This window comes from Paraburkholderia hiiakae (assembly GCF_904848665.1).
Lineage (GTDB): Bacteria > Pseudomonadota > Gammaproteobacteria > Burkholderiales > Burkholderiaceae > Paraburkholderia > Paraburkholderia hiiakae.
On record NZ_CAJHCQ010000004.1, the window covers coordinates 149860 to 163730 of the forward strand.

At 64.7% G+C, this 13871-nt stretch carries 11 protein-coding genes; 5 read left to right on the forward strand and 6 right to left on the reverse strand.

The features are described from left to right. Positions 1-116 precede the first annotated feature (116 nt). The 3 genes from uvrA (at position 117) to JMY28_RS09940 (ending at position 7448) form a co-directional block, all read left to right on the forward strand. Positions 117-6014 carry an excinuclease ABC subunit UvrA gene (gene uvrA, locus JMY28_RS09930; RefSeq protein WP_201695729.1) on the forward strand — a complete coding sequence of 1966 codons (5898 nt, stop codon included), beginning with the start codon at positions 117-119 and terminating at the stop codon, positions 6012-6014. A gap of 304 nt (positions 6015-6318) precedes the next feature. Further along, a complete protein-coding gene (locus JMY28_RS09935; protein WP_042263577.1) occupies positions 6319-6549 on the forward strand; it encodes an H-NS histone family protein in 231 nt (76 codons plus the stop codon). A gap of 320 nt (positions 6550-6869) precedes the next feature. Next, on the forward strand, positions 6870-7448 hold the full coding sequence (locus JMY28_RS09940; protein WP_201695730.1) for an NnrU family protein: 579 nt from the start codon (positions 6870-6872) through the stop codon (positions 7446-7448). A 178-nt stretch (positions 7449-7626) separates the two neighbouring features. Here the strand turns inward: JMY28_RS09940 and pcaG are convergent, their stop codons facing one another. Both pcaG and pcaH read right to left on the reverse strand, forming a co-directional pair. Beyond that, on the reverse strand, positions 7627-8214 hold the full coding sequence (pcaG, locus tag JMY28_RS09945) for a protocatechuate 3,4-dioxygenase subunit alpha (RefSeq protein ID WP_201695731.1): 588 nt from the start codon (positions 8212-8214) through the stop codon (positions 7627-7629). Positions 8215-8217: 3 nt separating this feature from the next. Beyond that, the gene (gene pcaH, locus JMY28_RS09950; RefSeq protein ID WP_201695732.1) at positions 8218-8922 is read right to left on the reverse strand and encodes a protocatechuate 3,4-dioxygenase subunit beta; all 705 of its coding nucleotides are present in this window, start codon (positions 8920-8922) and stop codon (positions 8218-8220) included. Between the two features lie 140 nt (positions 8923-9062). Between pcaH and pcaQ the strand changes: the two genes are divergently transcribed. Continuing rightward, complete coding sequence (gene pcaQ / locus JMY28_RS09955) at positions 9063-10079, forward strand: pca operon transcription factor PcaQ (RefSeq protein ID WP_201695733.1); 1017 nt, start codon at positions 9063-9065, stop codon at positions 10077-10079. Between the two features lie 15 nt (positions 10080-10094). Here pcaQ and JMY28_RS09960 read toward each other — a convergent pair whose 3' ends face one another. Continuing rightward, entirely contained in the window at positions 10095-10757 is a 663-nt protein-coding gene (locus JMY28_RS09960) for a helix-turn-helix domain-containing protein (protein ID WP_201695734.1), read from the reverse strand. Between the two features lie 351 nt (positions 10758-11108). Between JMY28_RS09960 and JMY28_RS09965 the strand changes: the two genes are divergently transcribed. After that, the gene (locus JMY28_RS09965) at positions 11109-11312 is read left to right on the forward strand and encodes a DUF6900 domain-containing protein (RefSeq protein WP_201695735.1); all 204 of its coding nucleotides are present in this window, start codon (positions 11109-11111) and stop codon (positions 11310-11312) included. A gap of 167 nt (positions 11313-11479) precedes the next feature. On the opposite strand, the gene JMY28_RS09970 is transcribed toward JMY28_RS09965, so the two are convergent. From JMY28_RS09970 to JMY28_RS09980, 3 genes are all read right to left on the reverse strand, one after another. Beyond that, positions 11480-11986: a metal-dependent hydrolase gene (locus JMY28_RS09970; RefSeq protein WP_201695736.1), complete on the reverse strand. Its 507-nt coding sequence runs from the start codon at positions 11984-11986 to the stop codon at positions 11480-11482. Positions 11987-12129: 143 nt separating this feature from the next. Next, on the reverse strand, positions 12130-12486 hold the full coding sequence (locus JMY28_RS09975) for a sugar ABC transporter ATPase (RefSeq protein WP_201695737.1): 357 nt from the start codon (positions 12484-12486) through the stop codon (positions 12130-12132). 194 nt (positions 12487-12680) lie between these two features. Next, on the reverse strand, positions 12681-13844 hold the full coding sequence (locus JMY28_RS09980; protein ID WP_201695738.1) for a porin: 1164 nt from the start codon (positions 13842-13844) through the stop codon (positions 12681-12683). Positions 13845-13871: the final 27 nt, after the last annotated feature.

A 13871-nucleotide genomic window follows, 5' to 3' on the forward strand; every position in this document is an offset into this window, starting at 1 on the left:
CAGCCAGGGCTGCGCGCCGATTTTCCCGCGCGCGCCGCGCTGCAAGATTCCGGGCCGCGCCGCCCCACGCGCGCCGCCCGGCCCCACGCGTGATCCCAGCCGGAATGCCAGCGCAAGTGAGCGAAAACCGATCTATCCGAATCCGTGGTGCCCGCCAGCACAACCTCAAGAACCTCGACCTTGACCTGCACACCGGCGAAATGACGGTCGTCACCGGGCCTTCGGGCTCGGGCAAGTCGAGCCTCGTCTTCGACACGCTTTACGCGGAAGGCCAGCGCCGCTACGTTGAAACGTTCAGCGCCTACGCGCGCCAGTTCCTCGACCGCATGGACCGGCCGCAGGTCGATCGCGTGGACGGCGTGCCGCCCGCCATCGCCATCGACCAGACCAACCCCGTGCGTAGCTCGCGCTCCACGGTCGGTACGATGACGGAGCTGAACGACCACCTGAAGCTGCTCTACGCGCGCGCCGCGAATCTGTTCGACCGCGTCACGGCGCAGCCCGTGCGGCACGACACGCCTGAGACGATCTACTCCGAACTGATGGCGCGCACGGCCGCGGGCGATCCGCGTCTCGTCGTCACGTTCCCGGTCGAGTTGCCCGACACGACCACCGAGGAAGAAGTTTCGCAATGGCTTTCCGCGAGCGGCTATACGCGCGTGCAGGCGCAGCGCGAGGTGAAGACCGCCGAAGGCACGCGCAAGCTGCTTGACGTGGTCGCCGACCGTTTCCGCATGCGGAACGTGGAGAAGAGCCGCGCGATCGAGGCGATCGAAGCCTCGCTCAAGCGCGGCAGCGGGCGCGTCAACATCTACGTGCTGGAGAGCGGCGACGCGGAGGCTGCGGCCGAGCCGCAGATCTGGCGCTTTTCGACCGGCCTGCATTGCCCGGACAGCGATTTGCGCTACGCCGATCCGCAGCCCGCGCTGTTCTCGTTCAACTCGGCCTACGGCGCCTGCGACGCGTGCCGCGGTTTTGGTCGCGTGATCGGCGTGGACTGGGGTCTCGTGATCCCCGACGAGCGCAAGACGCTGCGCGGGGGCGCGATCAAGCCGCTGCAAACGCCGGCGTGGAAGGAATGCCAGGACGACCTGATGCGCTATGCCGCGAAAGCCGGCATCCCGCGCGATACGGCATGGTCCGAACTTACACAGGCGCAGCGCGACTGGGTCATCAACGGTGCGCCGGACTGGAAGGGTAGCTGGCAAACGCAGTGGTACGGCGTGAAGCGCTTCTTCCAGTATCTGGAGTCGAAGGCCTATAAGATGCACATTCGCGTGCTGCTGTCGAAGTACCGCAGCTACACGCCGTGCGAAACCTGCGGCGGCGCGCGCCTGAAAACCGAGGCCTTGCAGTGGCGTCTCGGCACGCAGCAGAACGCGGACGAAGTCCTTGCGCCATCGAGGCGCTTCCTGCCGCACGGCGTGGACTGGACGCGCGCGCAGCTCGAAGCGCTGCCGGGCCTCACCGTGCATGACGTGATGCTGCTGCCGATCGAGCGCATTCGCCGCTTCTTCGACAATCTTTCGCTTTCCTCAGCATTGCTCGACGACGCGCTCAAGTTGCTGCTCGAGGAAGTGCGCACGCGTCTGAAGTATCTCTGCGATGTTGGCCTCGGCTATCTCACGCTCGACCGCCAGAGCCGCACGCTTTCGGGCGGCGAAGTGCAGCGTATCAACCTGACCACGGCGCTCGGCACGTCGCTCACGAAAACGCTGTTCGTGCTCGACGAGCCGAGCATCGGCTTGCATCCGCGCGACCTCAACCGCATTGTCGAAGCGATGCACCGTCTGCGCGACGCCGGCAACACGCTCGTCGTGGTCGAGCACGATCCTTCCGTGATGCTCGCGGCCGACCGCCTCATCGACATGGGCCCCGGTCCCGGCGAGCGCGGTGGCACGATCGTCTACGACGGCACGCCGAACGATATCCGCTCCTCGGGCACCCTGACGGGCGAGTATCTGGGCGGCCACCGCGCCGTTGCCGACGCTTCACACTGGGAGCGCCGCCCGGTTGATGCGTCCACGCCGAATCTTCTGCTCGAAGGCGCGAGCGAGCACAACCTGCGCGACGTGACCGTGCAGATCCCCTTGCAGCGGCTCGTTTGCGTGACGGGCGTCTCGGGCTCGGGCAAATCGACGCTCGTGCAGGACGTGCTGTATCCCGCGCTCGCGCGGCATCTGGGCAAAGCGACGGAAGCGCCGGGCACGTTCCGCAAGCTGAGCGGCGCGGAGCAAATCAGCGACGCCGTGTTCGTCGACCAGTCGCCGATAGGCAAGACGGCGCGCTCGAATCCGGCCAGCTACGTGGGCGCGTTCGACGAGATCCGCAAGCTGTTCGCCAAGGCGACGCTCGCGAAGCAGCGCGGCTATACGGCGGGCATGTTCAGCTTCAACTCGGGCGAAGGTCGCTGCCCGACTTGCGGCGGCTCGGGCTTCGAGCACATCGAAATGCAATTCCTGAGCGATGTGTATCTGCGTTGCCCCGATTGCGACGGTAGCCGCTATCGCCCGGAAGTGCTCGAAGTGAAGATCGAGCGCGCCGGCCGCACGCTTTCCGTGGCGGACGTGCTCGACCTCACGGTGAGCGAAGCGGTTCAATGCTTCGCTGAGGATGCCGAAGTATTGCGCGTGCTCCAGCCTATCGTGGACGTGGGCCTCGAATACGTGAAGCTCGGCCAGCCGGTGCCGACGCTGTCGGGCGGCGAGGCGCAGCGCCTCAAGCTCGCGGGCTATCTCGCGGAGACCGCGCAGTCGCGCGGCAAGGAGGCGGGTCGCCGGCTCTTCATGTTCGACGAGCCGACCACGGGCCTGCATTTCGACGATATCGCCAAGCTGATGCGCGCCTTCGGCAAGCTGCTAGCAGGCGGTCACTCACTGCTCGTGATCGAGCATAACCTCGACGTGATCCGCGCCGCCGACTGGCTGATCGATCTCGGCCCCGAAGGTGGCGACGCTGGTGGCGAAGTGGTGTGCGTCGGCACGCCCGAAGACGCGATCGCTTGCCCGCGCTCGCATACGGGCGCGGCGCTCGAACGCTACGAAGCGGCGCTTGGCAGCGGCGCCGAACTGCTGGCCGAAGAAGACGGCGTGGCGCTGCAAACTGCGTTGCGTGCCGCGCAGGCGCGCCGCGACGTGCAGGGCGAAGACGTGGTGCGCATCGTGAACGCGCGCGAGCACAACCTCAAGGCGCTCGACGTCGATATTCCGCATGGCCGCTTCAACGTCATCACGGGCGTGTCGGGCTCGGGCAAGTCCACGCTCGCGTTCGACATCCTCTTTCACGAAGGCCAGCGGCGCTACCTCGAATCGCTCAATGCCTACGCGCGTTCGATCGTGCAGCCGGCGGGTCGTCCCGAAGTCGATGCCGTGTACGGCATTCCGCCGACTGTCGCAATCGAGCAGCGCCTGTCGCGCGGCGGACGCAAGAGTACCGTCGCCACGACCTCGGAGGTGTGGCACTTCCTGCGTCTGCTTTACGTGAAGCTCGGCGTGCAGCACTGCGTGCATGACGGCACGCCCGTGACGTCGCAGAGCGTCGATGCGATCGTCGCGCAACTGCTGCGCGAACATCGCGGTCAGCATGTCGGTTTGCTCGCGCCGCTCGTCATCAATCGCAAGGGCGTCTATACCGATCTCGCGAAGTGGGCGAAGGCGCGCGGCAATACGCATCTGCGCGTGGATGGCGAATTCGTGCCGGTCGCGCCGTGGCCCAAGCTCGACCGCTTCCGCGAACATACGATTGAACTGCCCGTGGGCGACCTCGTGATCGAGCCTGAAAACGAGGCGCAATTGCGCGCCATGCTCGGCGCGACGCTCGAAGCGGGCAAAGGCGTGGTGCACTTGCTTGCGCCGCTCGACGGTCTCGATCATGTGCTTGGCAATGGCGGCTCGACGGCGAGCGTCGGTGAGGTGAAGGTGCTGTCCACGCGGCGCGCGTGCCCAGTGTGCGGCACGAGCTATCCCGAACTCGATCCGCGCATGTTCTCGTACAACAGCAAGCACGGCTGGTGCACGACCTGCGTGGGCACAGGCCTCGCACTGACGCGCGAACAGCGCGCCGCCTACGACGACACGATCGTGGCCGAAGACGGCCGTGGCCGTGAACAAACCTTGCCTTCGGAAGAGCAGGAGCCCGACGGCATGGTCGACGAGCCGTGCCACGATTGCGGCGGCACGCGCCTGAATCCCGTGGCGCGCGCCGTGACGTTCGACGCGCATCCCATCGTCGACGTCGCGCAATGGACCGTGGCGGACACGCGCCGCTGGATCGATACGCTGAAGCTTAACGGCCGCGATGCGCAAATCGCACGTGACGTGGTGAGCGAAATCCGCAGCCGTCTGCAGTTCCTGGAGGAAGTGGGGCTCGGCTATCTGAGCCTCGATCGCGCAGCGCCGAGCCTTTCGGGTGGCGAGGCGCAGCGCATTCGTCTCGCCGCGCAACTGGGCAGCAATTTGCAGGGTGTGTGCTACGTGCTCGACGAGCCGACCATCGGCCTGCATCCGCGCGACAACCAGATTCTGCTGAACGCGTTGCGCAGCCTCGGCGAGAAGGGCAACACGCTCGTCGTGGTCGAGCACGACGAGGACACGATCCGGCGCGCCGATCACATCATCGACATTGGCCCGAGCGCGGGCAAACGCGGTGGCCGTGTGGTGGCGCAAGGCAGTGTTGCCGATCTCGCGGCGCAGCCCGAATCGCTCACGGGCCGCTATCTCGCGCATCCGATCCAGCATCCGCTGCAACCGCGCCGCGAAGTGCGTCCTGCGCGCGCCGGGCGTGAAGCGGTGCCGGGGCAATGGCTCACCGTGCACGGCGGCAAGCTGCACAACCTGCGCAACGTGACCGCGCAGATTCCGCTTGGCCGCCTCGTGGCGATTACGGGCGTGAGCGGTTCGGGCAAGTCCACGCTCGCGCGCGACGTGCTGCTCTCCAATCTGCTCGACGCCGTGGGGCGCTCGGTGCTGTCCTCGCCAGCCGAGCGCCGCGCGCGCAAGGCGGTGAAGGAGAAAGCGCCGAGCGCGGCGGAGCGCCGTTCGAGCGTGCTCGCGCGCACGAGCGCCAAGCCGAAGCTCGACGTTTCGCATACGTGGCAGGGCTGCGATTCGATTAGCGGATGGGAAAGCATCGACCGCGTTCTCGAAGTGGACCAGACGCCGATCGGAAAAACGCCGCGCTCGTGCCCCGCGACCTATATCGGCGTGTGGGATGCGATCCGCCGCCTTTTCGCCGATACGCTCGAGGCGCGCGCCCGCGGCTACAGCGCGTCGCGTTTCTCGTTCAATACCGGCGACGGACGCTGCCCCGCGTGCGAAGGCCAGGGCGTGCGCACCATCGGCATGAGCTTCCTGCCCGACGTGAAGGTCCCGTGCGACGTATGCCACGGCCAGCGCTTCAATCCGGAAACGCTGGCGGTTACGTGGCGCGGCCGGAATATCGGCGAAGTGCTGACGATGGAAATCGACGAGGCGGTGGAATTCTTCGGGGCGATCACGAGTATTTCGCATCCGCTACAGCTGATGAAGGACGTGGGTCTCGGCTACCTCACGCTCGGCCAGCCTTCGCCCACGCTCTCGGGCGGCGAGGCGCAGCGCATCAAGCTCGTGACCGAGCTTTCCAAGGTGCGCGATGACATCACGCGCCGCGGGCAGAAGGCGCCGCACACGCTCTACGTGCTCGACGAGCCCACCGTGGGCCTGCACATGGCCGACGTGGCGCGCCTCATCAGCGTGCTGCACCGACTCGCGGACGCGGGGCATAGCGTCGTCGTGATCGAGCACGACCTCGACGTGATCGCCGAGGCCGACTGGATCATCGACCTTGGTCCGGAAGGGGGCGTGGGTGGTGGCACCATTGTCGCGGCTGCCGATCCCGAAGCGCTCGCGAAGGTGCGGGCGAGCCATACGGGCGCGGCGCTCGCGCCTGTGCTGGCGCGCGGCCAGGGCGACGCGAACGTTGCCGAAAGGAAACCTGCACCAGAGCGGCGCGCAACGGGCGCGGCAGGTTCGCGCTAAAAAATGGAGCGGGCCGCAGAAGCCCGCTCCGCCTTGAAACCGCTTGATCTGTGCCGCGAGCGCAAGGTATTATGGGTTCCGCTTGCAGCAAACGTTCGCTCACCTGTAGCGGCGCCACCTGAGAGCGGAGCAGTGGACTGCAGGTCCCCTCCGAACCGGTCGCGGGCTCCACACCCAGGCTATCTCATCAGTGCAGCAAGGCTTCGCAGTCTGTTCGCGAAGCCTTTGTCTTTTCAGGGAAGACGATTCGATGCCGATCGTAGTATCGGCGCCTTGCCCTTGACGAAGCGAGAGGAATTAATCGATGTTCGACCTCGATGGAGAGGCGCGCGAACGGCTCATCGTGTGGATTCGACGCCGCATGGAAGAGTACGGCATTACGTTCGAAGAGCTTGAAGCGTCTATTGCTGAAAGCGAAAAACTACCCAAGTACCGCGACGCATACGGAAATACGTGGAATGGCGAGGGCGATATGCCGTCCTGGCTGTTGCGCTATAAGCACGCGGGACAGGATATCGAGCATTTTCGCTGCTAGCCATGACGGTGCGTGAATGCGCGCCGGTGTTGCCGTTCGACCGCCAGACCGTATGCGGCGCATGCCGCAAAGCCCGCGCATTGGCGCGGCGCCCAGTATTATTCAGCATAGTTTTAAAATGCCTTTCGGCGTGAGCCCGGTTTTAATTGCGCTTCCTAATCTGCCGCGCAGGTATAGGCGCGCAATGATTTATGCATTGTCTTTTGCTGGCATTTGCGCGCGCGTAATTAGTCAGCTTTTTTGAAAACTCCGGTTGGCCACGCGATCAAGCTGCGCGACAATCTCGCCCATTCCGTTCTTGCTGCGGCAGGGAGGTTGTCATGGCGATACTCGTGCTGGGCCTCGTGATTTTCATTGGTGTCCATTCGATCCGCATCGTGGCGGCGCCCTGGCGCGCCGCGCAGATCGAACGCTTCGGTCCTCGTGCCTGGCGAGGCGCGTTCGCGGTGCTGTCCATTCTGGGCTTTGTACTGATCGTCTACGGCTACGGTCTGTCACGCCGCTATCCGGTTCCGATCTGGCTGCCGCCGTTCTGGATGGCGCACGTCACGGCGCTCCTCACCGCCATTGCCTTCATCATGATCGTCGCGGCCTATGTGCCGGGCAATCACTTCAAGCGCGCGCTCGGCCAGCCCTTCGTGAGCGGCGTCGCGCTTTGGGCGTTCGCGCATCTGCTCGCCAACGGCACGCTCAACGACATCATTCTCTTCGCGGTTTTCCTCGTCTGGGCGCTGTTCGAGCTTAGGGGCGAGAACCGGCGTGATCGCGAGGCCGGGGTCGTCTATCCTGAGGGGCAGGCGTCGCGCGATGTGATCGTCGTCGTGGTCGGACTCGTGGCCTGGGCCGTGTTCGCCTTCTGGCTGCACGGCGTGCTGATCGGTGTGCGGCCGCTCGGCTGAGCGCCTGGCAGGGCTCAAGCGCCGCAAGGGCGCTGCAAAAAAAGAAGCCTGCGCGTGGCAGGCTTCATAAGGTACAGCTCGGAGTTCCGCGATCAGATCGCAGCGGCACGATCATAGGGCCAGTTCATGAAAGGCATGTGAAAGTCCGTGCGATTCGGCTCGCGTATCCGTCGATGCATTAAAGATCGAAGAACACCGTTTCCTGTTCACCCTGCATGCGGATGTCGAACGTGTAGACGATGCTGCCGGCCTGTTCGCTGCGGCGCGCAATGAGCGTGTCGCGGCGCGCTGCGGGCACGGCTGAGAGCACCGGGTCCGTGGCGTTGGCGGCGGCTTCGTCTTCGAAGTAGATGCGCGTGAAGGTGTGCGTGAGCATCCCGCGCATCATCACGATCACGTTCAGATGCGGCGCTTCGCCGGCGTTCTCGACGCCCGGCTTCACCGTCTGCACGATGAAGCGGCGCTGCGCGTCCGTGCCCGTCCCGACGCGTGCAAAACCGCGGAAGCCGTCTTTCGCGATTTCCTCGCGCGAAGCCGGATAGCGGCCATTCGCGTCGACCTGCGAAAACTCGAGCATCGCGTCGAACACGGCGTTGCCGTCGCCGTCGATCACGCGGCCCATCAGCGTGATGTGCTCGCCCGGCGTTTCAGGCCCGACCACGTCGGCTGTGAAGAGGCTCTTCAGATCGAAGTCATATTGCTGTGGACACAGGCCGTAGGCAAAGTACGGGCCGACCGTTTGCGAAGGCGTTTCCTTGAGTGCCATGGTTCAACGCTCCGTGGGAGTTTGGTTCGGGCCGCGCAGCACGATGTCGAATTCGTAGCCGAGTGCGTAGCCTTCTTCGGTGGTGTCGAGCGAGAAGCGCGAAATCATGCGCTCGCGTGCGTCCTCGGGCGTGCCCTGATAGATCGGGTCGAACGCGAGCAGCGGGTCGCCGGGGAAATACATCTGCGTGACGAGACGCGAGCCGAAGTAGTCGCCGAACAGCGAGAAGTGGATGTGATTCGGGCGCCACGCGTTCGGGTGATTGCCCCAGGGATACGCGCCGGGCTTGATCGTCAGGAAGCGATAGCGACCGTCGTTATCGGTGATCGCGCGCCCCGCGCCAAGGAAGTTGGGGTCGAGCGGCGCGTCGTGCTGGTCCTGCTTGTGCACGTAGCGGCCGGCGGCGTTGGCCTGCCAGATTTCCACGAGTGTGTTGCGCACGGGCTTGCCGCCTTCGTCCAGCACGCGGCCCGTCACGATGATGCGTTCGCCGAGCGGCGCGCCGTTTTTTGCGGCGTTGCGCGTGAGATCGTGATCGAGCGCGCCGAGGTCGTCGGTGCCGTACACGGGCGCATGCTGGTTGCGCAGCTTTTCCTTCAGGGGGATGAGCGGGAGCGTGGGGCCGCGTTTGACCGACGAACGGTACGGCGGATAAACGTACGCGGGGTGCGAGTCGAAGTCGCGCGGCGACAGGATGGACTCGGCCATGGGGTGTCTCCTGAGTTGGATTATTGGGGGAAGGGCTTGCCGCCGGCAGCGGTTGGCAGTGCGAGCCGATGCAGCCACTTTATCCAAAGCGAAAAGTTATGCAAAATGACGTTTTCTCGCATCTCGTATAACGAATCGTTATGCAAAACCGGCTCGCGGACGGACGCGTCAAGTTCCGCCATCTACAGTGTTTCCTTGCCGTGGCCCAGATGGGCAGCGTGCAGCAGGCCGCCGAGAGTCTGTCGGTCACGCAGCCTGCAGTGTCGAAGACGATCGCCGAGCTGGAACTGGTGCTGGGCGTGAAGCTATTCGAGCGTGGCAGGCACGGCGCGGTGCCGACCCGCGAGGGGCAGCTTTTCATGCCACACGCGAGCGCCTGCGTGAGCGCGTTGCGCCAGGGCGTGGCTTTGCTGGCGCGCGACGAGGGCGCGGTGACCGCGACGCTCGATATCGGCGTGCTGCCGACGGTGGCGACGGCGTTGCTGCCCGGAGCGCTGCGTCACTTCGGGGAGCAATGGCCGCGCGTGAGCGTGCGGCTGGTGACGGGAGCCAACACCGAGCTGCTCGAGCGGCTGAAGACCGGGGCGATCAGCTTCGCGGTGGGCCGCGTTTCCGACCCCGAGCGCATGGTGGGCCTGAGCTTCGAGCAGTTGTACAACGAGCCGCTCGCCGTGGTGGTGCGCGCGGGGCATCCGCTCGCGCAGGGGGCGGGGCTACCGGCGCAACTCGCGTCGTTTCCGCTCGTGCTGCCGCCGTTCGGCACATTGATCCGCCAGGCGGCGGACAGCCTGCTCGCGGCGTGGGGCGCGCCGCCGCTGTCCGCGTTCGTCGAATTGCTTTCGGTTTCGGTGGGCCGTGCGCTCGCGCTCCAGAATGACGCGGTGTGGTTCGTGCCGGCCGGCGCCGTCGAATACGACCTCCGGCGCGGCACGCTGGTGCGGCTGCCGCTGCCATCGGCAGGCGGCGAAGAGCCGGTGGGGGTGATTCAGCGGACCGATACCCAGCCCGCGCCTGCCGGCCGCGCGCTGATCGAGGCCGTGAGGCGCGCGGCGCGTGAGCGCGAAGTGCGACCGGATGGCTCCGCCGCGCCGCGCACGCGCCGTGCGCGTGCTGCAAACACTTCCGCTGGCAAGCGTTCGCCCAGCGCGACGCGTTGAAGCTGCGCTCTAGATTCAGCCGGTGGAGAGCTTCGCCTTGGCGCGCGACTTCGACGTAGCCGGTGCTTCCGGTGCAACGCCGGGCAAGCGCGCGCTCGTGGCCATCCACAGCACTTCGGCGTCTTCCTCGCTTGTCGAAATGGCCGCGTGGCCCGTGCGGCTGTCGAAGTAGAGGCTGTCGCCGGTTTCCAGGTAGGTGGGCGCGTAAAGCTCCGAATACAGGCACACAGTGCCGCTGATCACGTAGAGAAACTCTTCGCCTTCGTGGCGGCCCCAGTCGTCGAACGCGTCGAGCGAATGCGCGGTGATGCGGATGCGAAACGGCAGCATCGCCTTGTGTGCGAGATCGGTGGCGAGCAACTCCATTTGATAGCCGCGATAGGCGTGGCGCTGACCCGCGCCGTTGCGCGTGAGCGCGCGGCGGCCGCCGGCATTGAGCTTGGGTGGGGTGCCGAAGAGCTCGGCCAGGTCGATCCTGAGCCCGCCGACGATCTTTTGCAGCACGTCGAAGGTTGGCGACATCAGCCCGTTTTCGACTTTCGACAAGGTCGAGCGCGAGACACCGCACAGGCGGCTGGCCGTATCGAGCGTAAGGTCCTGGGCGACGCGTGCGGCGCGCACGCGGCGGCCGAGGTCGGTAGTCGCCGTACTGGCGGATGGGGTGAGCGTGGAGTCCATGGGCTACGTTCGAAGACTGACGCAAAGCCCTGTTGGGCCGCGCGATGTGTTACCGATCATATCAAACGGTTGCTCGCGCGAAAGCCTGGCCTGGCTTGGCCCGGCCCGGTCGGGGCACGGCGCCGGCGGGCGGCAGGGGCAAGCCATCGTGCATTATTGCCCTATTTAATTGAGAATTAAAACGATTCGATTTAAAGATTTTTAAAACTTAATCCGCCGCCAATTTGACAAATTTTAAAGATTTATCGGGTTTAGAGTGACGCTTCAATATGCGTCCATGCGTCGCGGCTCCCACGGGATTTGATATTTATCATTGTAATCAGATGATGTAGATCAAGTGGAGAGAGCAAAATGCATGACGAACGACTCGAATTATTGCTGGCAATCTCGCGAAGAACGCTCGGGATCGAGAGCTTCGAACTGACCGGTAAGCCGACAGCCGACGTACACCTCGTAAGCGCGGAGGATATTGGCCGCGCGCTGGAGTCGGCGTATGACGCCGGGCTGATCGTCGGCTACCGCATGGGCCGCGCGGAGTGCGAGCAAACCGCCTGAATACCGCTGAAGCGATTTAGGGGGCGGCGTCCTTTAAACGGGACGCCGTTTTTTATTTTCGGCGTTATTAACTCGTTAATAAACCCTGGTCCCGAATGGCACATCGACGTTGCTCAATCGCGAATGCCTGTGTGCGTTTGCGGCGATTACCTGGGAAACCTGATCAATCAAACGAGCCGACGCAACGGCGCGAGCGACCAGTCGTGCGGCACGCCATGCACAGCGAAAAACCACGCGGCAACCCATGACGCGGCGACAACGATCAGGTCGCAACTTCCGCTGCGCCACCAGTTGAGTGAGTGCCGCTGAAAGATCCACGGCACACCCAGCGGATTGGGCCAGTCGGCGAACAGGTGGATCATGCCTCCGCAAGCGAAGCCGAACGCGGGCGCCGCGAGCGGCGCGTGCCCGAGTTTGTGATACGACCATACGAGCAATGCAATCCAGCCGATGCCCCAGTGCGTCAGCGTGCGATGCGTGATCCATAGGCGCCGCTTCTTGCGCCACCATGCGACTTCCAGCCAGTCGGGCGCCGATCCGCCCGCGACGCCCGCGGCGAATGCGAGCGCGGCATAAAGATGCCAGGCGCTATCGGCGCCCTGATGCGTGACGATTGCGGCGGCGATGACGCCTGCGGCCCAACCCGTGGCGTGATGTGCGGTGCCTGATGCCATGAAGCGGTATGTTGCGAAGTCGAAGGGGCGCAATCTTCGCAGATGTGTCGCCGATATGACAGGGGTGACATGCGGGCGACACGAGGTACGTCGTGCGACGCGGGCGGTGCCCGCGCCAGCCACTCACGCGTCAGGTCGCGCAGTCAGGTCGCGCAGCGCGCTACGTCGAAGCGCAGTTCTTCTTCAGGCGGATCGTTCGACGTGGAAGCGCCATGCGTCACGCGAATGACCGAACCGTGGCCGTTCGGCGTGAGCGTGACGAAGTACGATGCGTCCGAGCGCGAGCCCACGCTCAACTCGGTTGTACTGCCGTCTTGCGAAGCGTGCACGTGCGGCAAGCGGTCTTCGAGGCAACTCGCCACCGACGACGCCGAACGTGCCGACGAAGCGTAGATCATCGGCTCGCCGTTCGAAGCCGTGCCGGACGGCGGTGTCGAACCGCAAGCGGCGATGAATGCGAGCGGGGTAGCGGCGAGAAGTCGTAGCGTGAGCGTTTTCATAAGCGGCGTGACAGTATCGAAGCAGCGGATTATGCCAATGAGTATACGCACCCTGATCTGGATCAAGGCCCACGCAGACGTAAAAAGATGCAACAGCTAACAAGAAAAAACGCACATGCGCGTGTGGCGCATGTGCGTTGCGCGAAGGAAGGGCAGCGCGGCGGGTCGCACCGCGTTTGCCCAAACCCGAGCGATCAGAAGCGGTGACGCAGACCGATCGTCGCGGCCACCTGGTTGTTCGTCGAGGAAGGCGAGAGCGTATTGATCGCAGCCACGTTCGCGATGCCCGAGCCGTCGGCGTTGTAGCCGAGCGAGCCTGAAGCGTGCTGGTAGACGCCGGCGAGATAAACGTCCGTGCGCTTGCTCAACGAGTAGTCGGTGCCAAGCACCACGGTGTGCCACTTCGGGCTGTTGTTGCTGCCGTTGCCCGTGACCGTGCCGTCGGTGAACGTGTAGGAGCCGACGAACGCGAGGGCGGGCGTCAGATGGTACGCGCCGTTGATCTCATAGTTGTCGACGTGCAGGTTCAGGCCAGAGAGGCCCGGCAGCGGCGCGCTGCCGCCACTCGATAGACTCTGCATGCCGTCGATCTGCGAGTGCGTCCACACGAAGCCAACCTGGGCCGGGCCGTAGGTGTAGTTCACGCCCGCCCCGAACGAGCGCTGCAGCCTTGCCGAGATATTCTGGTCAGCCGAAGCGGCGCTGTTCGCGGCACCCAGGCCGCCGGAGTTGTTCTGCTGTGAATAGGCGGCCGCGAAGTTTAGCGGGCCGTTGCCGTACGACGCGCCGACGCTCCACGCTCGGCCATTTGCGAAGCCGTTCGCGTCGTTGCTGAAACCGTACAGACCGCCGAACTGGAAGCCCGAGTAGTTGGCGCTGGCGTACTTGACCGAGTTCTTGATCGAATAGCTTTGGGCGAGGTTGTCGTTGTCGAACGGGTGGCCCGCGAGGTTGTTGCCGAAGCCCGCGCCGGCTTCCGAGAGCGGCGAGAGGTAATCGACCATCGAGTCATACTGCCGGCCGAGCGTGAGCGTGCCGAACTGGTCGCTCTTCAGGCCGACGTAGGCCTGGCGGTTGAAACCGTTGTCGCCGTTCTTGTAGCCGCCGTTGTTGAGATTGAAGCCGCTCTCCAAAGTGAAGATCGCCTTCAGGCCGCCGCCCAGGTCTTCGGCGCCGCGAAAGCCGAAGTAGTTGTTGGAAAGGGCGCCGCTGCCCTGAGCCCACAGGCTGTGACCGCCTGCGTTGTTCGCGTAGACGATGCCGGCGTCGAGAGAGCCGTAAAGGGTGACGCTGCTTTGTGCATGGGCGCTCATGGCGAATGCGCTGAGGACGCCAGCAAGGATGAGTGCCTTTTTCATGTTTTTCTCCGGTCAGAACTTGGGAAA